The 24,064-nt window shown below is 62.6% G+C and carries 25 protein-coding genes and 4 tRNA genes; 25 read left to right on the top strand and 4 right to left on the bottom strand.

All coding sequences use genetic code 11. The features are described from left to right. Nucleotides 1-2: 2 nt before the first annotated feature. The 3 genes from QUW00_RS02865 to QUW00_RS02855 form a co-directional block, all read right to left on the bottom strand. Nucleotides 3-75, bottom strand: a tRNA-Ala gene (locus QUW00_RS02865). Nucleotides 76-163: 88 nt separating this feature from the next. Further along, nucleotides 164-1,252 carry an isocitrate/isopropylmalate dehydrogenase family protein gene (locus QUW00_RS02860; RefSeq protein WP_289612882.1) on the bottom strand — a complete coding sequence of 363 codons (1,089 nt, stop codon included), beginning with the start codon at nucleotides 1,250-1,252 and terminating at the stop codon, nucleotides 164-166. 244 nt (nucleotides 1,253-1,496) lie between these two features. Continuing rightward, nucleotides 1,497-1,572 (bottom strand) — tRNA-Ala (locus QUW00_RS02855). Between the two features lie 174 nt (nucleotides 1,573-1,746). Between QUW00_RS02855 and QUW00_RS02850 the strand changes: the two genes are divergently transcribed. The 25 genes from QUW00_RS02850 (at nucleotide 1,747) to QUW00_RS02730 (ending at nucleotide 23,191) form a co-directional block, all read left to right on the top strand. Then, nucleotides 1,747-1,821: transfer RNA gene (locus tag QUW00_RS02850), tRNA-Val, on the top strand. 92 nt (nucleotides 1,822-1,913) lie between these two features. Next, nucleotides 1,914-3,944, top strand: coding sequence for an ABC-F family ATP-binding cassette domain-containing protein (locus tag QUW00_RS02845; protein ID WP_289612881.1), 2,031 nt, complete (start codon nucleotides 1,914-1,916; stop codon nucleotides 3,942-3,944). Then, complete coding sequence (locus QUW00_RS02840) at nucleotides 3,931-4,227, top strand: hypothetical protein (RefSeq protein ID WP_289612880.1); 297 nt, start codon at nucleotides 3,931-3,933, stop codon at nucleotides 4,225-4,227. Before QUW00_RS02845 ends, QUW00_RS02840 begins: the two co-directional genes overlap by 14 nt. Nucleotides 4,228-4,234: 7 nt before the next feature. Further along, on the top strand, nucleotides 4,235-4,924 hold the full coding sequence (locus QUW00_RS02835; RefSeq protein WP_289612879.1) for a site-2 protease family protein: 690 nt from the start codon (nucleotides 4,235-4,237) through the stop codon (nucleotides 4,922-4,924). Nucleotides 4,925-4,973: 49 nt separating this feature from the next. Further along, nucleotides 4,974-5,771, top strand: a complete 798-nt coding sequence (locus QUW00_RS02830; protein WP_289612878.1) for a segregation and condensation protein A — start codon at nucleotides 4,974-4,976, stop codon at nucleotides 5,769-5,771. 3 nt (nucleotides 5,772-5,774) lie between these two features. Continuing rightward, a complete protein-coding gene (scpB, locus tag QUW00_RS02825; RefSeq protein ID WP_289612877.1) occupies nucleotides 5,775-6,482 on the top strand; it encodes an SMC-Scp complex subunit ScpB in 708 nt (235 codons plus the stop codon). Next, complete coding sequence (locus tag QUW00_RS02820) at nucleotides 6,475-7,314, top strand: pseudouridine synthase (RefSeq protein ID WP_289612876.1); 840 nt, start codon at nucleotides 6,475-6,477, stop codon at nucleotides 7,312-7,314. Before scpB ends, QUW00_RS02820 begins: the two co-directional genes overlap by 8 nt. Next, complete coding sequence (cmk, locus tag QUW00_RS02815) at nucleotides 7,311-7,991, top strand: (d)CMP kinase (protein WP_289612875.1); 681 nt, start codon at nucleotides 7,311-7,313, stop codon at nucleotides 7,989-7,991. The genes QUW00_RS02820 and cmk overlap by 4 nt, the downstream gene beginning before the upstream one ends. Further along, a complete protein-coding gene (locus tag QUW00_RS02810; RefSeq protein ID WP_289612874.1) occupies nucleotides 7,991-8,719 on the top strand; it encodes a lysophospholipid acyltransferase family protein in 729 nt (242 codons plus the stop codon). Before cmk ends, QUW00_RS02810 begins: the two co-directional genes overlap by 1 nt. Before the next feature lie 2 nt (nucleotides 8,720-8,721). Then, nucleotides 8,722-9,585, top strand: coding sequence for a 4-hydroxy-3-methylbut-2-enyl diphosphate reductase (locus QUW00_RS02805; RefSeq protein WP_289612873.1), 864 nt, complete (start codon nucleotides 8,722-8,724; stop codon nucleotides 9,583-9,585). Next, a complete protein-coding gene (locus QUW00_RS02800) occupies nucleotides 9,575-11,032 on the top strand; it encodes a DUF512 domain-containing protein (RefSeq protein ID WP_289612891.1) in 1,458 nt (485 codons plus the stop codon). The genes QUW00_RS02805 and QUW00_RS02800 overlap by 11 nt, the downstream gene beginning before the upstream one ends. Then, nucleotides 11,029-12,375, top strand: a complete 1,347-nt coding sequence (der, locus tag QUW00_RS02795; protein ID WP_289612872.1) for a ribosome biogenesis GTPase Der — start codon at nucleotides 11,029-11,031, stop codon at nucleotides 12,373-12,375. Before QUW00_RS02800 ends, der begins: the two co-directional genes overlap by 4 nt. Beyond that, nucleotides 12,375-13,079 (top strand): glycerol-3-phosphate 1-O-acyltransferase PlsY, encoded by a 705-nt coding sequence (gene plsY / locus QUW00_RS02790; protein WP_289612871.1) that lies wholly within the window; start codon nucleotides 12,375-12,377, stop codon nucleotides 13,077-13,079. The genes der and plsY overlap by 1 nt, the downstream gene beginning before the upstream one ends. Beyond that, on the top strand, nucleotides 13,079-14,086 hold the full coding sequence (locus QUW00_RS02785) for an NAD(P)H-dependent glycerol-3-phosphate dehydrogenase (RefSeq protein WP_289612870.1): 1,008 nt from the start codon (nucleotides 13,079-13,081) through the stop codon (nucleotides 14,084-14,086). The genes plsY and QUW00_RS02785 overlap by 1 nt, the downstream gene beginning before the upstream one ends. Nucleotides 14,087-14,098: 12 nt before the next feature. Next, complete coding sequence (gene rpe / locus QUW00_RS02780; protein WP_289612869.1) at nucleotides 14,099-14,779, top strand: ribulose-phosphate 3-epimerase; 681 nt, start codon at nucleotides 14,099-14,101, stop codon at nucleotides 14,777-14,779. A 3-nt stretch (nucleotides 14,780-14,782) separates the two neighbouring features. Continuing rightward, nucleotides 14,783-15,964 carry a cysteine desulfurase family protein gene (locus QUW00_RS02775; RefSeq protein ID WP_289612868.1) on the top strand — a complete coding sequence of 394 codons (1,182 nt, stop codon included), beginning with the start codon at nucleotides 14,783-14,785 and terminating at the stop codon, nucleotides 15,962-15,964. 5 nt (nucleotides 15,965-15,969) lie between these two features. After that, complete coding sequence (locus QUW00_RS02770) at nucleotides 15,970-16,773, top strand: Nif3-like dinuclear metal center hexameric protein (RefSeq protein ID WP_289612867.1); 804 nt, start codon at nucleotides 15,970-15,972, stop codon at nucleotides 16,771-16,773. Beyond that, nucleotides 16,773-17,489: a zinc ribbon domain-containing protein gene (locus tag QUW00_RS02765; protein WP_289612866.1), complete on the top strand. Its 717-nt coding sequence runs from the start codon at nucleotides 16,773-16,775 to the stop codon at nucleotides 17,487-17,489. The genes QUW00_RS02770 and QUW00_RS02765 overlap by 1 nt, the downstream gene beginning before the upstream one ends. After that, nucleotides 17,489-18,697, top strand: a complete 1,209-nt coding sequence (coaBC, locus tag QUW00_RS02760; protein WP_289612865.1) for a bifunctional phosphopantothenoylcysteine decarboxylase/phosphopantothenate--cysteine ligase CoaBC — start codon at nucleotides 17,489-17,491, stop codon at nucleotides 18,695-18,697. Before QUW00_RS02765 ends, coaBC begins: the two co-directional genes overlap by 1 nt. A gap of 91 nt (nucleotides 18,698-18,788) precedes the next feature. Next, nucleotides 18,789-18,865, top strand: a tRNA-Pro gene (locus QUW00_RS02755). A 107-nt stretch (nucleotides 18,866-18,972) separates the two neighbouring features. Beyond that, nucleotides 18,973-19,728, top strand: a complete 756-nt coding sequence (locus tag QUW00_RS02750) for a CDP-alcohol phosphatidyltransferase family protein (protein ID WP_289612864.1) — start codon at nucleotides 18,973-18,975, stop codon at nucleotides 19,726-19,728. A gap of 47 nt (nucleotides 19,729-19,775) precedes the next feature. Further along, nucleotides 19,776-20,210 (top strand): FHA domain-containing protein, encoded by a 435-nt coding sequence (locus QUW00_RS02745; protein ID WP_289612863.1) that lies wholly within the window; start codon nucleotides 19,776-19,778, stop codon nucleotides 20,208-20,210. Nucleotides 20,211-20,212: 2 nt separating this feature from the next. Then, entirely contained in the window at nucleotides 20,213-21,088 is an 876-nt protein-coding gene (ftsR, locus tag QUW00_RS02740; protein ID WP_436232152.1) for a transcriptional regulator FtsR, read from the top strand. Nucleotides 21,089-21,100: 12 nt separating this feature from the next. Beyond that, a complete protein-coding gene (locus QUW00_RS02735) occupies nucleotides 21,101-21,637 on the top strand; it encodes an adenine phosphoribosyltransferase (RefSeq protein WP_289612862.1) in 537 nt (178 codons plus the stop codon). Nucleotides 21,638-21,781: 144 nt separating this feature from the next. Continuing rightward, entirely contained in the window at nucleotides 21,782-23,191 is a 1,410-nt protein-coding gene (locus QUW00_RS02730) for a Sapep family Mn(2+)-dependent dipeptidase (RefSeq protein WP_289612861.1), read from the top strand. Nucleotides 23,192-23,323: 132 nt separating this feature from the next. On the opposite strand, the gene QUW00_RS02725 is transcribed toward QUW00_RS02730, so the two are convergent. After that, nucleotides 23,324-23,950, bottom strand: coding sequence for a DUF1836 domain-containing protein (locus QUW00_RS02725; RefSeq protein WP_289612860.1), 627 nt, complete (start codon nucleotides 23,948-23,950; stop codon nucleotides 23,324-23,326). Between the last annotated feature and the right edge of the window lie 114 nt (nucleotides 23,951-24,064).

Here is a 24,064-nt window from a genome sequence, read left to right as displayed (position 1 = left end):
GGTGGAGACGAGGGGGATCGAACCCCTGACCTCTTGACTGCCAGTCAAGCGCTCTCCCAGCTGAGCTACGCCCCCAAGCGGTGCGTGAGATACTATACGCAAGATGCCGGGTGATTGCAAGGCCGATTTTCGAAAAAAGTGAAAAGGGGAGGGAGCCAGCGGTCTAGCGAGTCAACCTGTCTCTTACCGCATCGGTAAACGCCCTGGTTCCGACCGCTCCTGCGGTCGAGCCCGTCAGCGCACGCTTGATGTCGGCGGTGACGGATGACCCCTCCTCGAGGACGGCAACGACAGCCTCGCGAATCGCGGACGCCGCATCCTCTTCACCAAGATGTTCGAGCATCATGCAAGCAGAGAGGATTTCCGCCGTCGGATTGGCGATATCCTTACCTGCGATGTCGGGCGCCGAGCCATGCGTCGCCTCGAATATGGCGCATCCATCGCCGATGTTGGCACCGGGAGCCATTCCAAGACCGCCGACGAGACCGGCAGCAAGGTCGCTCACGATATCGCCGTACAGGTTGGGAAGCACCAGGACGTCAAAATCCTCAGGATGCATGACGAGTCCCATGCACGCGGCGTCGACGATGCGGTCTTCGAATTCGATATCCGGATAGCGCGCCGCGACCGATCGGGCGACATCGAGATAGAGACCATCGGTTGCCTTCATGATATTTGCCTTGTGGACGGCCGTCACCTTCGAGCGGCCGTGCGTGCGCGCATAGTCAAACGCATGGGTGAGGATGCGCTCGGAAGCCGTGCGAGAGATGGGCTTGATGGAGATCGCCGCATCCTCGCGCACCGTGGCACCGAGCTGCTCGCGTGCGACCTTGCGAACTGCCGCCGCGCCCGCATCATCGGCGGAAAACTCGATGCCCGCATACAGGTCCTCGGTATTCTCGCGAACGATGACAAGATCGACATCGTGATACCTCGAACCGTCTCCGGGCATCGAGCGACACGGGCGGACGCACGCGTACAGGTCGAACGCATGGCGAAGCGCAACGTTCACGCTGCGGAAGCCGTGTCCCACCGGCGTGGTGATCGGACCTTTGATCACCACGCCGACGCTGCGGATAAGCTCGAGCGTGCGGTCGGGCAGGGGAGTGCCGCACTTCTCGATCATTGCAGCGCCAGCTTGCGCTTCATGCCACACGATGTCGACACCCGCCGCAGCGACAACGCGTCGCATCGCCTGGGTGATCTCCGGTCCAATGCCGTCTCCGGGAATAAGCACCACATCGTGTGCCATAGGCCGCACACCACCTTCACTGCGAGAAATGATCTGAGCGTAAGCATCATGGTAGCGGCAGATCGCTTGCGGCAGGCGAGTGGAGCTGCAGGAAACACACCGGTAAAACTCACTTTCGAGCATGTTTGCGCACTTCTCAGCAGATAACGCGTCAAAAGAGAAGCCGGTTTGCCGGCATCGGCTTGCATCGCATGTTCCCAACCATAAAAAAAGGTCCCTACACGGTAGGGACCCGAATGTGCGATGGTGGAGACGAGGGGGATCGAACCCCTGACCTCTTGACTGCCAGTCAAGCGCTCTCCCAGCTGAGCTACGCCCCCAAGCAACGAGACGGTACTATGACGGAAACGCGTTGGGATTGCAAGAGGCGATTGGTTTTTCTCCACGGACCCTCCACCACTGCGCGTGAAGCACCGGGCGTTATAATCGCGTCGAGATTTTCAGTTGGCTCGAGCGAAAATGTGTGCTAGTATCTTCTTCGCCGAAAGGCATACGGGCGTTTGGCTCAGGGGTAGAGCACATCCTTCACACGGATGGGGTCACAAGTTCAAATCTTGTAACGCCCACCATCGTACATCAAGGGCTGCAGGCAACTGCAGCCCTTTTGCTGTATACACACGTTGAAGCGATAACACCGCGCAGGTCGTAAGGGAAGCGTCCAATGATCCTTCTGGTTGACAAGATCGAAAAGAGCTTCGGAGCGCGCACGCTGTTCTCCGGCGCTTCGTTCCAGATCAACGCAGGCGAGCGCTATGCGCTCGTCGGGCCCAACGGTGCCGGCAAGACGACCATGCTTAAAATCATCATGGGTCTCGATACCGCTGACGCCGGAAGCGTCACGTATGCCAAAGACGTCAACGTCGGCTATCTTGAGCAGGAGACGAAACTCGCCTCCGATAAGCCGATCATCACCGAGGTCATGGATGCCGCCATCGAGATCCGCACGATGGGGGAGCGCGCCGAGGAGCTGCAGCTCAAGATCGCCGAGGCCGATCCAAACGATCCCGACCTCGAGGCCATGCTCACCGAGTACGGCAGCGTGCAGGACCGTTTCGAGCACCTCGGCGGCTACGAGCTTGAAAGCAACGCCCGTCAGATCCTCTCGGGCCTCGGCTTCCATCCCGAGGATTTCGAGCGTCCCTGCTGCGAGTTCTCCGGCGGTTGGCAGATGCGCATCGCACTCGCGAAGCTCTTCCTTCGCCGACCCGACCTACTGCTGCTCGACGAGCCCACGAACCACCTCGACCTTGAGAGCGTCCAGTGGCTGCGCAGCTTTATCGCCAGCTACGAGGGGGCCGTGCTCATCGTCAGCCATGACCGCGCCTTCATGGACGCCTGCGTCGACCACGTGGCCGCCCTCGAGAACCGCCGCGTCACGACCTACACCGGCAACTACAGCTCCTACCTCAAGCAGCGCGAGGACAACCTCGAGCAGATGCGCGCCAAGCGCGCCGCGCAGGAACGCGAAATCGCGCATATGCAGGTGTTTGTCGACAAATTCCGCTATAAGCCGACGAAGGCGGCGCAAGCGCAGGAACGTATCCGCAAGATCGAGCAGATCAAAAACGAGCTGGTCATCCTTCCCGAGGGTCATAAGCACGTTGACTTCAAGTTTCCCGATCCGCCGCGCTCGGGCGACCTCGTGGCGGCCCTCGAAAACGTCTCGAAGAGCTATGAGGACAAGCAGGTCTACGACGGCATCGACCTCAAGCTCTATCGCGGTGACCACATCGCGCTCGTAGGCCCCAACGGCGCCGGCAAGTCGACGATGCTCAAGATGTTCGCCGGCATCGAGCAGCCGACCCGTGGCACCCGCGAGCTCGGCCTGCACGTGGGTGTGGCCTACTATGCTCAGCACCAGCTCGAAGGCCTGAAAGAAAGCAACACCGTCCTGCAGGAGATCGACTCGGTCGCTCCGACGTGGACGGTGCCCCAGCAGCGCAGCCTGCTCGGCGCGTTCCTCTTCTCGGGCGAAGACGTCGACAAGCGCGTCGGCGTCCTATCGGGTGGAGAGCGGGCGCGTCTTGCCCTGGCGAAGATGCTCGTGGCGCCTGAGGCCCTGCTGTGCCTGGACGAGCCGACGAACCATCTCGACATCGATTCGGTGGATATGCTCGAGAACGCCCTGAAGAACTTCCCAGGCACCATCGTGCTCATCAGCCACGACGAGCATCTGGTCCGTGCCGTCGCCAACCGCGTCGTCGACATCCGCGACGGCAAGATGACGGTATACGACGGCGATTATGAGTACTACCTCTACAAACGCGAAGATCTGGCGCAGCGCGCCGCAGCCGAGCAAGCGGCGGCGCAGTCCTCCCGCAATCCACAGGAGAAGCATGAGCAGGGAAGGACGCTGCGCCGTACCCATGAGGTTAAGAGCGCCTCGGAGGGCGGCAAGAAAACGCGCGAGCAGCGTCGTGCCGAGGCCGAGGCGCGTACGGCACTCAACAAGCGGCTCAAGAAGACCAAAGAACGCCTGAAGACCGTCGAGACCCAGCTCGAGCAGAAGCGCGATCGCTATGACGGACTTATGGAATTGATGGCTTCTGAGGAGCTTTACGCCGATCAGGAGAAATTCAGCGCAGCGCTCGCGGAATACAATTCTTTGAAACAGGAGATTCCGGCGCTCGAGGATGAGTGGCTCGAGCTGTCGACGACGATCGAAGAGGAGACCGCACGTGGACTTTCGTAGGGCGGCCGCAATAGGATTCACGATTCTTTCGTGGACATGCCGCCTTATCGCCATCGGGCTGGGCGCCTTGACGGTGCTGCTGTGCTTCCCGAGCGCGGCTGCCCGCCTGAACCTCATCGGGCTCGTTATCGATATCGCCAACGCGCTTCCCGACGTCATCTCGGGCTACGGGCTCATCACGTCTCCGTTCGGCGGGGTCTTTCGGTTCGATTTCGCCTGCACGATGGCAATCATGCTCGCACTCGACTACATCTTCCAGCGCGTTTCTCACTCACTCAGGTAAGGGTGCCATGAACTGGGATTACATCGTATATCTGCTCGGATCGGTCGTCGCCTTGGCCTGCGGCATCGTCGTCCACGAAAGCGCCCATGCGCTCGCGGCCTATCTGCTCGGCGATCGCACGGCGAAAGCGCGCGGCAGGGTCTCGCTCAACCCGCTCAAGCACATCGATCCTTTCGGCACTGTGCTCTTGCCGATCCTCATGATCGCTGCCGGCGGGCCCGTGTTCGCGTTTGCCAAGCCGGTACCCGTCTACCTGAACAATCTCAAGCACCCTAAGCGCGACGAGATGCTGGTCGCGCTTGCCGGACCGGTTTCGAACGTCATCCTCGCGTGCGCGGGCGCGCTCCTGCTTCGAGCGGCCGCTCAAAACGCCTCGCTGTTAGCCGGCTCAATCGGCGTCGCCGCAACGGGGCAGCTCGCCACGTTCCTCATGACGTTTATGTCCATCAATCTTTCGCTTGCGTTTTTCAACCTCATCCCGCTGCCTCCGCTCGATGGATCGTCGATCCTCGTTCCGTTTCTGCGCGGCGACGCCCTGCGCACCTACTACCGCATCCAGCGCTATTCGATGCCCATTCTCATCGTCGTCCTCTATCTTCTGCCGTCCATCCTCCACATCGACCTTATCGGCATGTACTTCGATGTGACCCTCTATCCCATCCTCAACGCACTTGTCGATTTCGCGCTCGGCTGGTAGTGCGGTAGAATCGAATATCCGGCAAACAGGCGTACAGAAGGGGAGCAAGGTGTCGTATCGCGTCTCGACGCAGGCTTATACGGGTCCGTTCGATCTGCTCCTGCAGCTCGTCTCGCGCAACAAGGTCGACATCGGCTCCATCTCGATCGGCGAGGTCGCCGACCAGTACCTCGCGGAGGTCGAGCGACTCGAAGCGCTCGACCTCGACGTTGCCAGCGATTTTCTCCTTGTCGCCGCGACGCTGCTCGATATCAAGGCCGCATCGCTGGTCCCCGACGAACCCGTAAGCGCGTCGTCCGACGAGGACCTCGAGGAATACGCCGATCTTGACGGCGAGACGCTCCGTGAGGTGCTGATCGCGCGCCTTATCGCCTACAAGCAGTTCAAAAGCGCAGCAGCCTCGCTCGCGTCGCGCATGGAGACCGAGTCGCGGATGCATCCGCGCGTTGCCGGCCCCGATCCCGAGTTTTTAGGCCTCATGCCCGACTACCTCGCCGGCATCACCCTGCGCGGCCTTGCCGTCATCTGCGCCGACTTGGACGGCAAGCGCGAGACGTTCCTGCTCGAGGCAGAGCACGTCGCACCGAAGCGCATTCCGCTCGAGCTGACGGTCGCCTCCGTCGATCGCGTGACCATGGCGCGGCCGCGCGTCACCTTCCGCGAGCTTCTGGATGGGGAAGCCACCACCGAACAGGTCGTAGCGACCTTTTTGGCCATGCTCGAGCTCGCCAAGCGCGGATCGGTGACGCTTGAGCAGGATGAGAATTTCGGAACCATCATGATCAGCCGTGTCGAAGGGGCCCCTGCCTATCGGCCCGGAGACGCCTTGGCCATCGAGGAGGAATAACCCATGTCCAACCTGGAAACACTCGACCCCTCCTCGCTTAAAGGAGCGCTTGAAGCGCTGCTGCTCGTCTCGAGTGACCCGGTGAGCGCCTCGTCGCTCGCCGCCGCCCTCGAGATCTCGCCGGGCGAGGCGGCGTCGCTCCTCGCTGAGCTCAAGGTGGAATATGAAGAGGCAAACCGCGGCTTCCAGCTGCGTGAGGTCGCCGGCGGCTGGCGCCTGTTCACCCATCCCGCCTACCATGACCAGGTGGAGGCCTTCGTGCTGTCCTGGGACACGCAGAAGCTCTCCCAGGCCGCGCTCGAGACGCTCGCCGTCATCGCCTACCATCAGCCGGTGACGCGCGAGGCCGTCAAGGGCGTGCGCGGCGTGAACTCCGACGGCGTCATCTCGTCGCTCGTCGACAAGGGCCTCGTGCGCGAGCTCGGACGCGACGCGACGCGCGGCGGCGCCATCATGTACGGCACCACCAACGCGTTTCTCGAGAAATTCGGGCTGCGCAGCGTGAAGGACCTGCCCGATCTTGAGCAGTTCGCACCCGACGAGCAGACGCGTCGCTATATCCGCGAGCGCCTTTCGGGTCGCTCCATCCAAACCACCCTCGAGCAGACCGATGAGGAGCTCGAGGAAGAGCGCGACCTGATCGACATGGAAGACGGCGACGAGGATCTGTTCATTATCGGCAACTCCACGGACGATGATTTCGATGCATGAGGAAGAGAACGGCCGTGAGCGCATTGTCCCCATGCGGCTTCAGAAGTTCCTCGCCCGCTCCGGCGTAGCCAGCCGCCGCGGCTCGGAGGATCTGATGACCGCCGGACGGGTGCGCGTGAACGGGGAGGTCATCACGCAGCTCGGATCAAAGGTCGATCCAGCCGTCGACGTCGTCACCGTCGACGGGAATACGGTGACCCTCAACGACACACCGGCCTACATCATGCTCTACAAGCCTGCAGGCTATCTCACCACCATGAGCGATCCTCAGATGAGGCCGTGCGTCGCCGAGCTCGTTCCCACCGGCGAGCATCCCGGGCTGTATCCGGTCGGCCGCCTGGACAAGGACACGACGGGCCTGCTCCTCTTCACGACCGACGGCGATTTAGGTCAGCTGCTGCTTCATCCCTCGCACCATGTCGAGAAGACCTACCTTGCCCTGGTGGACGGAACGATGGCCGACCGCGAGCTCGAACCGCTGCGGCGCGGCATCGTGCTCGACGACGGACCGTGCAAGCCGGCTCGATGCCGTCTGCTCGGCGATGCGGAGGCGCGCGCCACCTTTGGCGATCGCGTGGGCCCCGCGTCGACCGCCGTCGAGATCAAGATCAGCGAGGGTCGCAAAAACCAGGTCAAACGCATGATGAGTGCGGTTCATCATCCCGTTCTGCTCCTCCATCGCACCCGATTCGGACCGCTTGAGCTCACCGGCCTTCGCGTCGGGTCGTGGCGCGACCTGACGCGTGGGGAAGTAGCATCCCTCAAAGCCGCCACACAAGACCCGCATGCCGCCACCGTATCGGCGAGCCACAAAGGAAAGGACCACGCATGATCATTGCTATCGACGGACCGGCTGGTTCCGGAAAGTCCACCATCGCCAACGAGCTGTCTCATGCCTTCGGGTTCGCGAAGCTCGACACCGGCGCCATGTACCGCACCGTCGCGTTCGTCTGCGCCGACCGCGGGGTCGATCTTGACGACGAGGGCGCTGTCACCGATATCGCCGACCACCTCGACATCAGCTTTGACACCGAGGCCGATCCCGTGCGCGTCTTTGCTGACGGACGCGAGGTCACGACCGAGATTCGCACACCGCAGACCGATCGCATCGTCTCGAAGGTTTCCGCCTATCCCGGCGTGCGTCACGCCCTGCTGGCCTGCCAGCGCGCCTTTGCCCGCGATCGCGACGTCGTCGCCGAGGGCCGCGACATCGGCACGGTTGTGTTCCCCAACGCCGAACTCAAGGTGTTCCTGACGGCCGATCCGCGCGAGCGCGCCAAGCGCCGCGTGCTCCAGCGGCATCCGGGGGCTTCAATCGATGACGCTCACATCGCGGCGGAGATCGAAGAGACGCTTGCCGATCTTGCGCGCCGCGACGATCTTGACGCGCATCGCCAGACGGCGCCCTTGAAAGCCGCCGACGACGCGGTCCACATCGATTCGACCGCCTACGGCATCGACGAGATCGTCGCCAAGATCGCCGAACTTTCCCGCACGAGGAGGGCCTGATGACGTTTTTCGGATCCACGAGCGAGGACTACTACGACAACGGCATGCGTGAGTATCCTGCTGCCGTGCGCGCTGGATACGCCGTCATCCTCGGCATCCTCTATGCGTTTACCAAGATCATGTGGCGCTGCCGTCTTGAGAACATCGAGGAGGTTCTCGACCGCACGGCTCCTCCGGGCGTTGTCATCATCTCCAACCACACGTCCATGGCGGAGGTCGTCGCCATCGTCGTCCTGCTATGGAGGCGCGGGCGACTCGTGCGGCCGATCTTCAAGAGCGAATTCAACAAATCCGGCATCGTGCGCTGGTTCTTTGCGCGGGTGGGCGGCATTCCCGTCGACCGCGGCACCGCAGACATGAAGTCCCTGCGCCGTGCGAGCCGTGCGCTCGGGCGCGGCGAGGACATCCTCATCTTCCCTGAGGGAACCCGTATCCGCACCGACGATCAGCCGATCGAGGTGCACGGCGGATTCGCGATCATCGCGCAGATGGGGAAGGCCCCCGTCGTCCCGATGGCTGTCTGCGGCTTCCGCGACATCACCCCGATCGGCCACCACGTGATGCGCCCGGTCAAATGCTGGATGAGGCTGTCCTCTGCCCTCGAGCTCTCGGATGCCCCCGATGCCCTCAAGAGGCGCGAGCGCACGCAGTGGCTCGAGGACACCGCCATCGAGCGGATGTACGCGATCCGGGACGAGCTGCGCGAAGAGCATCCCGGGAGGCGCTGAGCATGATCGAGCCCCGCATCGAAATCGCGTCGCGCGCAGGCGTCTGCTACGGCGTCGAGCGCGCGCTCGACATGGCGCACGAGGCCGCCCGGAACGCTCCAACGCCCGTGAGGACCCTCGGACCGCTCATCCACAATCCCCTCGTCGTGAGCGAACTGTCGCAAGCCGGTGTCGACATGGCCGACGCCGTCGATGACATCCAGGACGGGACCGTGATCATCCGTGCCCACGGCGTGGTGCCCGCGGTCATCGACCGTGCCCGCGCCGCGGGCATCAACGTCCTCGATGCCACCTGCCCCTACGTGAAGCGCGTCCACAGCGCCGCTCAGAAGCTCGTCCGGGAGGGATATCAGCTCATCGTGGTGGGGGAGAGCGGTCACCCTGAGGTCGAGGGCATCGTCGGGCACGCCGACGGCCAGGCGCATGTCGTCTCGACCGCGCGCGACCTCGACAGCATCGATCTTGCTCGCCGCGTCGGAGTCGTCGTGCAGACAACGCAGACCGTCGGCACGCTGCAGGATATCGTTTCCGTGCTGGTCGCACGCGCCGAGGAGGTGCGCGTCGTCAACACCATCTGCAGCGCAACCCAGGAGCGCCAGGAAGCGGCGCGCGAGCTCGCCGAGCGTGCCGACGTCATGGTCGTCATCGGCGGCAAGAACTCCGGAAACACCCGCCGACTCGCCCAGATCTGCAAGGAGAGCTGCGAGCGCACGTATCATATCGAGGACAGCTCGGAGCTCGACGAGGCGTGGTTCCATACGTCCGGCCTGATCGGAATCACCGCCGGTGCCTCCACGCCTGCCAGCCATATCGATAAGACGGTCCATGCGATCGAGGAGATGCTCCGTGGATCCGATGAACGCTGACCTGCCGCCTGGAGCCCGCCTGAGCGTCCCGGCATACGCGCTCGATCGCGCTGACTATGCCCCGAGTGCGCCCATCGCGCCGGAAGGCGCCACCGTGAGCGCCGTTGCCCCCGAGTCTCCCGCCTGGGACGCAGGGATCGAGCCCGGGATGGTCGTGACGACGGTCAACGGGTCGGCCCTTGACGATATGATCACATGGCTGTGGGAATCCGATGACGACGAGGTCGATCTTGTCGTATATGATCCACGCGATCAGACATCCACCCCATGCACGCTTGAGCGATACCCCGGAGAAGACTGGGGCATCGAATTCGACGGCGCGATCTTTGACGCCATGCGAACCTGCGTGAACGCATGCGTCTTCTGCTTCATGACGATGCTTCCACCGGGCAGCAGGGATTCCTTGAGTATCCGCGACGACGACTACCGCCTGTCGTTCCTTCAGGGCAATTTCGTCACGCTTACCAATATGACCGACGAGGATGTCGACCGCGTCATCCGCCTCGATCTTTCGCCGATGAACGTCTCGCTCCACGCGGTGACGCCCGCCGTGCGCCGCCGCGTCATGGGTAAAAACGAGCACCGGGGTATCGAGGTGCTCGAACGCCTCATGGATGCAGGTATCGAGATTCACGCGCAGATCGTGCTGTGTCCGGGTATCAACGACGGGGAGGAGCTCGATCGCACCCTCGCGTACTGCGAGGCCCATGAGCAGATCACCAGCCTCGGCATCGTCCCGCTTGGCTTCACTCGCCACCAGAAGCGATTCAAGACATCGTATTCCGACGATCCGGACGCCGCGCGTCAGGTGATCGAGCAGGTGCGCCCCTACCAACTGCGGGCGCTCGAGCGCTTCGGCCGCCATACGTTCCAGATGTCCGATGAGTTCTACCTTGATGCCGGCATCGAGGTGCCACCCGCCTCGTGGTACGACGGCTATCCGCAGTACTACGACGGTATCGGCATGATCAGAAGCTATCTGGACGACACCGCCGCGCTTCTCGCTAACCATCGCAGCAGGCTCGCCGCGATCGGCCGTGCGATGGCCGTCAACGGTCTTGCCCTTGCGGTCGTATCCGGCACCTCAGCGGCATCAACGGTGGGCAATCTGGTCGAGGCGCCCGAGCTCGGCGGTACGGTCATCGCGATCCGCAACGACTACTTCGGTGGCAACGTCGATGTGACCGGGCTCATCTGTGCCTGCGACCTGCTGGAGCAACTTCCCGGCAATCTGGTCAACGTTGTACTGATTCTGCCAAGCGTTATGTTCAACTCGGACGGGCTTACGCTGGACGGGTATCATGGAGACGATATTCGACGCGAGCTCGAGCGTCGGGGTGCACGGGTGCATATAGCCTCGACCATGCCCTTCGAGCTTGCTGACACCCTCGAACACGCGCTCGGGCTTTGCGGCCCGGGCCAGAGCGTCAAGGAGCAGCGCGTATGAAACCTATCGTAGCCGTCGTCGGCAGGCCGAATGTGGGCAAGTCGACGCTCGTGAACAGGATCGCCCAGACCTCCGAGGCCATCGTCCATGAGAGCCGTGGCGTCACGCGCGACCGCTCCTACTACGACGCCGAGTGGAACGGACGCGAATTCACGCTGGTCGACACCGGCGGCATCGAGCCGCTCAAAAGCGAGGACGTGTTCTCCGCACCGATCCGCGACCAGGCTCTCGCCGCCGCTGAGGAGGCCTGCGCCATCCTGTTTATCGTCGACGGGACAACCGGCATCACCGAGGAGGACGAGTCGGTCGCGCGCATGCTCAAGCGCATCAAGAAGCCCGTGTTCCTGCTGGTGAACAAACTCGATAATCCCGCCCGCGAAAACGACAATCTCTGGGAGTTCTATTCGCTCGGCGTGGGCGACCCGCTTCCCATCTCCGCCCTCCATGGCCATGGAACAGGCGACCTGCTCGACGAGGTCGTCGCGCTGTTCCCCGACGAGGACGAGCTGACCGACGAGCAGCCCGATGACGGCGCGCTGTCCATCGCGATCATCGGCCGCCCCAACGCCGGCAAATCGTCCCTGTTCAACAAGATGATCGGGTCGCAGCGGTCCATCGTCTCCGATGTCGCCGGCACGACGCGCGACGCCATCGATACCGTCGTCGAGCACAATGGACGCCTGTACCGCATGGTCGACACCGCAGGTATCCGCAAGAAGAGCACCGTGTACGAGAACATCGAGTACTACTCGATGGTGCGCGGCCTGCGGGCAATCGACCGCGCCGATGTCGCCCTGCTCGTCATCGACTCCTCGACGGGCATGACCGAGCAGGACCAAAAAGTCGCCAACATCGCCATCGAGCGCGGTTGCGCACTGGTCATCCTGCTCAACAAGTGGGACCTTCTGACCGACGACAACGCTCGCGAGCACGTCATGGAATCGGTTGACCGTCGCCTCACGCTCGCTCCGTGGGCGAGCGTCCTGCGCATCTCCGCGCTGACCGGCCGCTCCATCGAGAAGATCTGGGCGCTCGCGGACGCCGCAGCCGCCGCCCGCTCGGCACGCGTCTCCACGTCGTCGCTCAACCGCCTGCTCACCGAGATGCGCGAATTCGGTCACACCGTCGTCGACGGCAAGCGCCGCCTGCGCATGCACTACGCCACGCAGACGGGCACCGAGCCGCCGACGTTCACCTTCTTCGTCAACCATACCGACCTCGTCAGCGATTCGTACCGTCGCTATATCGAGAACCGCATGCGCGAGGCGTTCGGCTTCGCCGGCACGCCCATCCGCCTGCGCTTCCGCAAGAAGGACACGCGCGACGCGAAGGGGGAGAAGTGATGGGCGCGGACGTCGTCATGATTCCGGGCCCGGCGGTCGCAGCACTTGTCGCCTGCATCCTCGGCTCCTATCTCATCTGCGGCATCCCCTTCGGGCTCATCCTTGGCCGCATCATGGGCAATGTCGACATCCGCAAGTCGGGTTCCGGCAACATCGGCACCACCAACGCGCTCCGCGTCGCCGGACCCAAGGTTGCGGCGGCCACCCTGTTGTTCGATGTCCTGAAGGGCGTTGTCTGCATCAACGTCTCCCGCATGCTCATCGCATCGATCGGATGGGGTGCCGCGCGCACCTTCGAGGCGGGGTCGGGTGAGGACTGGGTCATCGCCCTCGTTGCGCTGGCCTGCCTGTACGGCCACATCTTTTCGCCGTACCTCAAGTTCCACGGCGGCAAGGGCATCGCCACCGGCGTCGGAATCCTGTTCGGCTACTTCTGGCCCTTGGCGCTCGTGCATCTTGCCATCTTCATCGTGCTGGTGGCGATCACCCGCTATGTCTCCGTCGGCTCGATCGTCACGGCGGCGCTCGTTCCGGTCACGATGTTCTTCGCCTTCCCCAAGATGAGCATCGTTGCACTCGGTATCTGGGCCCTGTTGGGATGGACGGTCGTGTGGGCCCATCGCTCCAACATCAGAAAGCTACGCGACGGCAACGAAAACAAGCTGTCGTTCTCCAAGAAGACCGAAGGAAAGGAACGCGCATAATGAAGATCACCGTTATCGGTTCAGGCTCCTGGGGCACCGCGATCGCCGGTCAGGCCGCAGCCCGTGCCGACCAGGTCGTCGTGTGGTCCTTCGGCGGCGAGAGCGTCGACTGCATCAACAACGACCACAACAACCCGGTCTACCTCGGTGACTACGTGCTCCCCGACAACGTGCGCGCCACCGCGTCGTATGAGGAGGCGCTTGAGGGAACCCAGGGCGTCATTCTTGCCGTCCCCTCGCCGTTTTTGCGCTCAGTGCTTGAGGGCGCCGCGCCCTATATCCTGCCGGAGATGCCTGTGCTCACGCTCACCAAGGGCATCGAGGAGAAGACCGGCATGCTCATGTCCGATCTGGTCGCCGACTGCATCGGCCATCCCGAGCGCATCGCGGTGCTCGCCGGCCCCAATCACGCCGAAGAGGTCTGCCGCGGTGGCCTTTCGGCAGCGGTGATCGCCTGCGAAGACACCCAGGTCGCCGAGTTCTTCAAATCTGTGCTGCTCTCAGACCACTTCAGGATCTACATCGGCTCCGACCTCATCGGCGTCGAGATGTGCAGCGCCGTGAAGAACGTCATCGCCATCGTCTGCGGCTACCTTGCCGGCATGGGCTACGGCGACAACACGCTCGCGCTCGTCATGACCCGCGGCCTCGCCGAGATCAGCCGTCTCGTGCATGCACGCGGCGGTTCCGCCATCACGTGCATGGGTCTTGCCGGCATGGGCGACCTCGTCGTCACCTGCACGTCGCGCCATTCGCGCAACCGCACGTTCGGCGAGTCGCTTGCACACGGCGGCACGCTCGAGGAGTACCAGGCGCGCACGCACATGGTCGTCGAGGGTGCGGTCGCTGCGAAGAGCGTCGCCGAGGTCGCGCGCAATCTGGGCGTCGACGCGCCGATCACCTTCGCACTCGAGGCCGTCCTGTGGCGCGGCGTATCCAAGGAGACGGTGTTCCAAGAGCTCATCGATCGTTTCCCGACCGAGGAGTTCTACGGCCTGAGCGACTAGAGGAGACCTGCGATGAACGACTCCATCCTCATTTCCCCCTCGATTCTTGCAGCCGATTTCCTGAACCTCGGACGTGATATCGCCGCCATCTCCGATGCCGACTTCGTCCATATCGACGTGATGGATGGGCACTTCGTACCCAACCTGTCGTATGGCACCACGATCGTCGAGGCCGTCAAGCGCGCCACCTCCGTGCCGCTCGACGTCCATATGATGGTTACCAACCCTGACGAGACAGCCCTGTGGTATGCCGACGCTGGCGCCGATCTGATCTCGGTCCATCGCGAGGCGGTGGAGGACCTTTCCGCGCTCGCGGATCGCCTGCACGAGCGCGGCGTGAAAATCGGTGTCGTCATCAACCCCGCGACGCCCGTATCCGATCTTGAGGATGCCGTCGACGTCGTCGACCTCGTCCTCGTCATGAGCGTCAACCCTGGATTCGGGGGGCAGGGCTTCATCGATGCGACGTACGGCAAGCTTCGCGAGCTGCGCGAGCTGTGCGATCGCCACGGCGTCTCCCCGCTCATCGAGGTCGATGGCGGCGTAAGTCTCTCGAACGCGCGAGCCCTGGCCGCCGCCGGCGCCGATGTTCTGGTCGCCGGATCGGCCATCTTCAAGGCGCCCCAACCGGCTGCGGTCATCCGCGATATGCGCGAGCTCGCCTCCATCGGTCGCACCAGCAGGAAAGATTGAATCGTGACCAACAATTCCATCCAACAGGACCGCGCGCTCGTGAACCTCGACTACGCGGCATCCACGCCCATGCGGCCCGAAGCCATCGAGGCCCAGCGCCGCTATGATGCGTCCGACATCGCCGGTGTGAACCCCAACTCGCTCCATACGCTCGGCCGCACGGCAGCCCGTGAACTTGAACGCGCCCGCCGCCGCGTCGCGGTGTCGCTCGGTGCGTCCGTGCGACCCAGCGAGATCGTCTTTACCGGGGGCGGAACGGAGGCAAACGTCCTCGCGCTCATGGGGATCGCCGAAGGGGTGCGCATGCGCGACCGCTCGCGTACACGCGTCATCACGAGCTCCATCGAGCACGATTCCATCCTCGATAACGTACCGATGTTGCGCGAGGCTGGCTTTACGGTCGACTTTATCGACCCCGATGCCTCCGGCGTCGTTCGACCCGACGCGCTGTCAGCCGCCATCGACTCCGATGTCGCCCTCGTGTCCGTCATGGTCGCCAACAACGAGACGGGCGCCGTGCAGCCCATCGCCGACCTGGCGCGCATCGCGCACGATCACGGTGCCTTCATGCACACCGACGCCATCCAGGGCTATCTGCATATACCGCTCGATGTCGTACAGCTTGACGTGGACGCCCTCTCACTTGCGGGCCACAAGGTCGGTGCACCCGTGGGCATCGGCGCCCTGTACCTGAAATCGCGCACTCCGGTAAAGCCGCGCTCCCACGGGGGAGGGCAGGAGTCGGGAAGGCGTCCCGGAACGCAGGACCTCCGCGCCATCGTCGCGCTTGCCGCCGTCGCCGACGCGCTCGCTCCGTCGGTGCATGAGGAGCATGGACGCCTGCTCGAGCTCGCCGACGCGCTCTATGCGCGCCTGAGCTCCCATCCGCGTATACGCCCCACCATCGAGCAGTGGGAGCACACCGATCGCTTGCCGGGTATCGTCTCCGTGACCGTCGACGGCTTTGAATCCGAGGAGCTCATCTTGAAGCTCGATGCCGCGGGCTTCGAAGTCTCTGCCGCATCGGCCTGTTCGAGCGGAAGCCTCGACGCCAGCCACGTGCTTCTCGCCATGGGTATCCCACGCGAGCGCGCGCTCGGATCGCTGCGCATCTCGTTTGACGACCGCGTCGACCCCCAAGACCTTGATCGTTTCGCCGATTGCCTCCTATCGATTGCCGGGTGATGACCATGAACGTCAGAAATCTCGAGCGAGAGCTCCTCGAACAGTTCCCGGCATCCGATGCGGAGCCATGGGATCATGTGGGCATCGCATGCGGAGATTATGCCGCCGACGTCAAGCGCGTGGCAGTCGCCCTCGATGCCAACGAATACAGCGTTCGTGCTGCACACGATGCGGGAGCAAACGTCCTTGTCACGCATCATCCCGTATACCTGAAGGCGCCCGATGCCTTCGGTCCGAGCACCGCTGAACTTCCGTCCTGTTCTGCCGCCGCCTATACCGCAATTCGGCTCGGCGTGAGCGTCATGTCGTTTCACACCAATCTCGATCGCAGCATCGCCGCGCGCGTAAAGCTCCCTGCCCTCATGGGCATGACTGCGACCGCAAGCCTCGAACACACCGACGACCCCCTCGCCACCGGACTCGGCGCGCTGTGCAGAACCGACGCGGTGGCCCTCGGCGACCTCGCGCGCAGGGCGGCAACGGCGTTCGGATGCGCCCCGCGCGTCTGGGGCGATGCGGATCGCGTCGTGCGGACCGTTGCGTTCCTCGGTGGTTCTCTGGGGGAGTTCGGCGAGGTCGCGGTGAAGAACGGAGCCGATGCGATCATCTGCGGCGAGGCGGGCTACCACGTCGCCCAAGACGTTGCCCAACGCGGATGCGCCGTCATCCTGCTCGGGCACGATCGCTCCGAGGAGCCCTTTGCCGAAATCTTGATGGAGGCCGTGGTACATGCGGGCATATCGGCACAAGACGTCTTTAGAATAGTCCCCCCACGACAGTGGTGGACCGCAACAGATAAGGAGCATTGATGAGCACGGGATCCATTCTCTTGAAGCTTCAGCAGGTCGATCTTTCGCTTGAGCGAGACCGCACGGAGCTGGCCTCCATGCCCGAGATCGCTGAGCTTGCCAAGAAGCGCCGCGCTTACCAGAAGCTCAAGGCCGACGCCACCAAGCTGTATGCCCATCGCAAGGACCTCGAGACGTACCTGTCCGAGCTCGATCAGGACGAGTCCGATTGCCACGAGGATATCGCCATCGCCCAGCGCAAGGCGAGCACCTCCGACTATCGTGAGGTGCAGCAGCTCGAAGTCGAGCTCTCCGCACTCGCCAAGAAACTCGAGAAGATCGCCTTCGACCGCACGGGATATGAAAAGCAGCTTACCGAGCTCGTGTCCAAGCAGGAGTATCTCGAGGGGTATATCGCGAAGTTCGAGGCCTCCATCGTCGCCGACACCAAGGCTGCCCGTACGAAGGCCTCAGAGATCCAGAACCGCATCGATTCCCAGGAGCAGATGCGCGCATCTTTGGCCGCGCGTCTTGCTGACGATGTCGCGCAGCGCTATGAAGCCGCGCTCAAGCGCTTCCGCGGCCTTGCCGTCGAGCGCCTGGAGGGCAACGTCCCCAGCGTTTGCCGCACGTCGCTGCAGGAATCCTCCATGTCTGACCTCGCGCATGAAAACGGCATCTGCGAATGCCCGTACTGCCATCGCATTCTCGTGCTCGATGCGGACGAGGAGGCATGATGCGCGCGCTGGTATGCGTCACCGGGTGCATTGCGGCCTATAAGGCGTGCGAGATCGTCCGACTCCTCCAGAAAAGCGACGTCGACGTCAAGGTCTGCATGACCGAGCACGCCACGCACTTCGTCGGTCCCACGACGTTTCGCGCCCTTACGCACCATAAGGTCGCCGTCGGCCTGTTCGACGATCCCGAGGATCCCATCCACCATATCTCGCTCGCTCAGTGGGCCGATATCGTGCTCGTAGCCCCTGCGACGGCGAACATCTTGGCCAAGATGGCTCACGGCATCGCTGACGACCTTATGTCCACGACCCTGCTTGCAACGCGGGCGCCCATCCTGATCGCCCCCGCCATGAATGCCGGTATGTGGGACGCGGCTGCCACCCAGGATAATGTTCGCATACTTGAGCAGCGCGGCGTCCACATGGTGCAGCCCGACGCCGGGTACCTCGCCTGCGGCGAGGTCGCCGCCGGCAGGCTCGCCGAACCCAGCCGCATCGCACAGGCTGCGCTCGACCTGCTTCGAGGCGATCTTGACCTGTCAGGAGAGCACATCCTGATCACGGCAGGCGGAACCCGTGAGCCCATCGACCCCGTACGCTACATCGGCAACCGTTCGAGCGGCAAGATGGGCGTCGCCTTGGCCGATCAGGCCGCACGCAGCGGAGCCACCGTGACCCTTGTGCTCGGCCCCAGCACCGCACCCATTCCGCACAGCGTCAACGTCATTCATGTCGAGACCGCCGAACAGATGCGCACGGCCGCCTGTGAGGCGTTTGATGGCTGCACCGTTGCCATCTGCGCCGCCGCCGTCGCCGACTACACACCTCGCAATCCCGCCGACCACAAGCTCAAGAAATCGGTCGAGCACCTTGACTGCATCGAGCTTGTCGAAACCCGCGATATCCTGGCCGAGCTGTCCGCCAGCAAGGAAGATCGCGTCGTCATCGGCTTCGCGGCCGAAACGAACGACGTGGTCGCCTATGCTACCCGGAAACTTGCGACGAAGGGCTGCGACGCCATCGTAGCAAACGACGTCTCGCGTCCTGATTCCGGTTTTGGAAGCGACACCGACCAGGCGTGGTGGGTCGGCACCTCAGGCGCCGAAGAGCTTCCCTGCCTTGAGAAAACCGAGCTCGCCCGCATCATCCTGCAGCGCGCGTTCGATCTGCGACACGCTCGCCACGCTGGCGTTTCACACGAAGCGTGAAGGTATCGCGAAAAAATGCGTCGAAACGCTTGCATCCTTGAGCGGAGTTGAGTAAAGTATCCCTTGCTGTCAGCGAGACAGCATCGTGCTTCGGGACGTGGCGCAGCTTGGTAGCGCACTTGACTGGGGGTCAAGGGGTCGCTGGTTCGAATCCAGTCGTCCCGACCAGAAGCTTCAGGGCAGTCATATGGCTGCCCTTTTTGTTATTCGAGGGATACCCGCTGCACCATCGGGTATCATTCCTCTAGTGTGTTCGACTGTCACAGGGGAGCGACGTGGGCCTCAAGAAGAAGATCAAAAAAGAGCTGATCGGCACGTCCGATTACCCCTCCAATAAAATCTTCACCATCTCGAATTTCATCACCTTCACGCGCCTGATCCTCACTTTCGTCTTCCTCTATCTTTTCATTTACAACGAGAATCGCTATATCGCCCTTATCATCTATGCGATCGCCGCCTCCACGGACTGGCTCGATGGCCAGATTGCCCGTATGACCAAGACGGTCAGCTGGCTTGGCAAGCTCATGGACCCCGTCGTCGACCGCGCGCTGCTCTTCACCGGCGTGCTCGGGTTGGTCGGCAGGGGAGAGCTGCCCGTGTGGGTCTGCGTTCTGATCATCGGACGCGATGTGTACCTTGCCGGCGGCAACATGATCGTCAGGCGCTTCCATCGCCGCCCCATCGACGTCGTCTACACCGGAAAGATCGCGACCGCCCTGCTCATGTCCGGATTCTCGCTCATGCTGCTCGGCCTGCCCATCATCGATGGCCCGACGTTCATTCAAGCCCCTTCCGGCATATTCCCGGGCCTCGATGGCCAGCCGGTACCGCTCGGCATCTTCTTCGTGTACCTCGGCGTCGTCTTCTCGATGCTCACCGCGGTCATCTACACGATCAAGGGGTCGCTTGCCATCCGTCGCGCGCGCCAGCACCCTGAGGAGGAGGATTTTGATTTCCTCAACCCGGAGATCGACGACTCGGATGAACCCTCCGCTGAAGCTGCCCCCGCGCGCCATGCTGGGGTAGAATAGGCTTAACCGTACCATTACGAACCACCCCTATGATTCGGAGAGATACCATGACCGATATGCCGAACAACGCCGCCGGTTTCAACCAGCCCGGAGACGCCACGTGCGTGTTCCGCATGCCCGTTGACGATGCGACCGTTCCCGACCTCATGAAGAGCATGGCCAGCCCGACGCCGGTGCTGACCATCATCAAGGGGCCCCAGACGGGCAACACCTTCGAGCTCGAGGTCAACGAGACCACCATCGGTCGCGACCCCTCCAACAGCATCTTCCTGAACGACATGACGGTCTCGCGCGCGCACGCCAAGATCGTTCGCAACGCCGCCGGTGCGCTTATCGAGGACCTCGGATCCCTCAACGGCACGTGGGTCGACGGAGCGATCGTCAACTCCGCGCCGCTGCACGACGGTTCCTCCGTGCAGATCGGCACCTTTACCCTGATCTACCATGAGAGCCGCGCGGAGCGCATCGAAACCGGTGAGTAGCCTTGGCTGAACGCAGTTACCTGAGCATCGGCCAGGTCGTCAACTACCTGCGTGGCGCCTATCCTGATCTCTCCAACTCCAAGATCCGCTTTCTTGAAGACGAGGGCCTGATCACACCCCATCGTACGCCCAAGGGGTATCGCCAGTACTCCAAAGAGGATGTCGATCGTCTCGAGGTCATTCTGCACCTGCAGAAGACGCGCTACATGCCGCTCAACGTCATCAAGCAGAAGCTCGACAGCGCCACGGATCTGTCGACGCTCGCGTTTGAAGTCGGCTTGCTGTCCGATCTTCCGATGAAATCGGAACCCAAGGAGACCAAGCAGAAACTCCATCCGATCGAGGATGTTCCCGATCTGCTCGGCGTCGAGATCTCGTTCATCCGCGCGCTTGCCGACAACGACCTCGTTCGCATCATACGCAGCCCTCAAAACCGCGAGCTTGTGGACGGTCGCGATTTCGAGATCATCCGCCTGTGCTCCGAGCTCAACCGCTTCCATATCGAGCCGCGCAACCTGCGTCAGTACGTCACCTCTGCCAACCGCGAGTCCTCGATGTTCGAACAGGTGCTTATCGGCATGCTCGGCATGGACGACTCCGATGACGAGCGGAACCAGAAGCTCGAGCGCGCCTTCAAGAAGCTGCACGACCTCACCGACGGCGTGCATACCGCGTTGCTCAAGAACCGTGTCTTCGAATCGCTCAACGCCATCGTCGAGGACGCCGACCTCGATACGGTTGACGATGAGATTTCTCGCGCACAGGCCGCGCGCACCAAAGCCCTGGCATCTGAAACCGCTCAAAGCGCGTCGCGCACGTCCGGGCGGACATCCACCGCAAGCCGGCGCGACACGCAAGCAAAGCGCCGCAAATCGTAGAGTAGGGGAGACATGGCAGATCGCGTCGACATCAATTCCTACGTCGTAGACATCCCTGATTACCCGCAGCCGGGAGTCGTCTTCAAGGACATCACGCCCATCTTCTCGCATAGCGAGGCGTTCATGCAGGTCGTCGACGACATCGCCACCCACTTCGAGGGCCGCGGCATCACGAAGGTCGTCTCTCCCGAAGCACGCGGCTTCATGCTTGGCGCTCCGGTAGCTTGCCGCCTCGGCGTCGGATTCGTACCCGCTCGCAAACCCGGGAAACTGCCCCGCGAGACGGTCAGCGTTTCCTACGATCTTGAATACGGCACCGACTCGATTGAGATTCATACCGACGCGCTCGAGGCCGGCGACCGCATCCTTGTCATCGATGACCTCGCCGCGACGGGCGGCACCGCACGCGCGGTGGCACAGCTTGCCGAAAAAGAGGGTGCCACGGTCGCCGGATACGGCTTCATCCTTGAGCTTGCCTTCTTGAACCCCCGCGAAACGCTTGTCGACTCCGACGACATCGATATGTTCTCGCTGATCGTCTCCGAGTAACGACTTTTTTGGTCCCGCCTTGCGCCCGCACGTGAGGCGGGACCATCCATTTGCCTAAGTTTATGAATCAAATAGCGTACTTCTTGCATATCTCGGGTATGCTGTAGGTAGTTATGGCACGCTGTCCGACGAGAAAGGACCATCATGGCAGACCTACAACTCACCCATGAAATCGACGCTTGGATCGACGAGCACTGGGAGACTATCGTCGACGAGATCGAGAAGCTCGTGAATATCCCGAGCCAGGAAGACCTCGATCATGCCGGGGAGGGCATGCCGTTTGGCCCCGGTCCGCTCAACGCCCTGAACGCCGGCCTCGACCTCTGCGGCCGTCTCGGCATGGAGGCCCAGAATCACGAGGGCTATGTCGGCACCGCTGACTACCCGGGCGCCGATCCCACCAAGCAGATCTGCCTGATCGCTCACCTTGACACCGTCCCGTGCGGCCCTGGCTGGTCCCAGGATCCCCACAAGATGACCCGTCGGGACGGCTACCTCATCGGCCGCGGCACCCTCGATGACAAGGGACCGTTCGTCGTGGGCGCCTACGCCATGCGCTATTGGCACGAGAAGGGCGTTGAGTTCCCCTATACGATGCGCATGATCCTCGGTGCAAACGAGGAGACCACCCTTCGCGACGTCGAGTACTACCTCGAGCACTTCGGTGAGCCCGCCTTCCTCATGACGCCTGACGCCGAGTTCCCCGTCTGCTACGGCGAGAAGGGTATCTACCAGGGCGTCTTCACGTCCGGCCCCATCACCGACAGCGTTATCGCGGACTGGCACGCCGGCGAGGCGTTCAACGCCATCCCAACCGATGCCAGCGTGACGGTCCGTGCCGATATCACCGCGCTTCCCGCTGTCGACGGCATCACGCTGTCCGACGCCGGCGACGGCTGCGTACTGATCGCCGCCAAGGGTAAGGGCGGCCACGCCTCCCAGCCGCAGGGCGCCATCAACGCGATCGGCATGCTCGTCGACTACCTGCTCGACAACGGTCTGTGCTCTGCGTCCGAGAAGCAGTTCCTCGAGCTTCAGAAGACCCTCATCGACGATTACTCCGGCGCTGGCGTCGGCGTCGCTGCAACCGACGAACTCTTTGGCGATCTGACCATCATCGGCGGTATGGTATGGCGCGACGAGGACGGCACGCTGCATCAGTCCGTCGACTCCCGTTATCCGACGACGTTCTCCCGTGAGCAGTTCGAGACCGCGCTCAGCGCAACCGCTGCACGCTTCGGAGCAACCTACGAGACCGATAACGACACGACTCCGTTCTACATCGATCCCAACGGCCCCGAGATCCAGAAGCTCATCAGCGTCTACAACGAGGTCACCGGTGAGGACCGCAAGCCGTTCACCATCGGCGGCGGCACCTATGCCCGTGAGTTCAAGAACGCCGCAGGTTTTGGCCCTGAGATGCCGTGGGTCGAGACGCCCGCGTGGGTCGGCCCCATGCACGGCGACGATGAGGGCGTGAGCGAGGACCTCCTCAAGACGACCCTCAAGATCTACATCCTCGCCATCGCCGAGATCATGAAGATCGAGTACTAGTTGATTCGATAGCTCGGATAAGGCGGGCCCTCGGTATCGTACCGGGGGCCCGCCTCGTTTTGCAGGTACCGATCATCATCGCATCGGTCTTGGGAATGCCGTCACGTGGGCACAATCTCGCAGGTCGAGCGCCTATCGATCCGTTTCGCTTCGCTCATAGCCGGAAAACGCGAGGTAGCTCATGAGGAATGCCTTGGCGGCAAAGGCCTCGGCTGCACTTCTGACGAGCACCGATTCCCTCGTCACCATGCTTGCGGAGTCCTCATGGCGCGTCGACGTCGTGTCGAATGCATCCGAGACGGCATGGTTGACCTCGACCGCTACATAATCGTAGGCAACGTCTACCGGATAGGTCATGCGCTGGATCGCCAGCAGGCGCCCGATGGCGTCGATCGTCAAAAACTGCTTGAAGATGCAGATGATCAGCAGGTGGGCGATATGCTCACGACCGTAGAGCTTCTTGGCAGGAGCAGGAACCAGGCGCTGCTTGACGTAGTTGTTCACCATCGAAGGCGTGAGCCAGGCTCCGTCCGAGCAGGCAGCGAGAGGGGAGAGGACGCCCTCGATATAGGTTATGACCTGGTCCCGGTAGAGCTCGACGGTCGGGAGGTCAGCATAGGAGGGGAGCTTGAAGTGCGCAGCAGCAAGCGCCTCCTCGGAGTTGAGAAACGAATCGGGGAGCACGGTCGGGGCTACATCGCTCGGCGTAATCGGCTTGGCGTCATCGGACATGGGAATGATTGTCGGTCGCTGCGGCATGAGCATCATCTCCGGTCGGCTTGCGGAGCAACGTCCTTTCTATGTGAGGATAGCGCAAATAATCGCGTTCATCTAGCGCAGAAAAACCTTACATCTCGTTTTCGATACTACAAG

The organism is Collinsella tanakaei, from assembly GCF_030373545.1.
In the GTDB taxonomy this organism is placed as follows: Bacteria; Actinomycetota; Coriobacteriia; order Coriobacteriales; family Coriobacteriaceae; genus Collinsella; species Collinsella tanakaei_C.
Note: the sequence above shows the minus strand (reverse complement) of the source record. Positions and strands in the feature narration are given on the sequence as shown.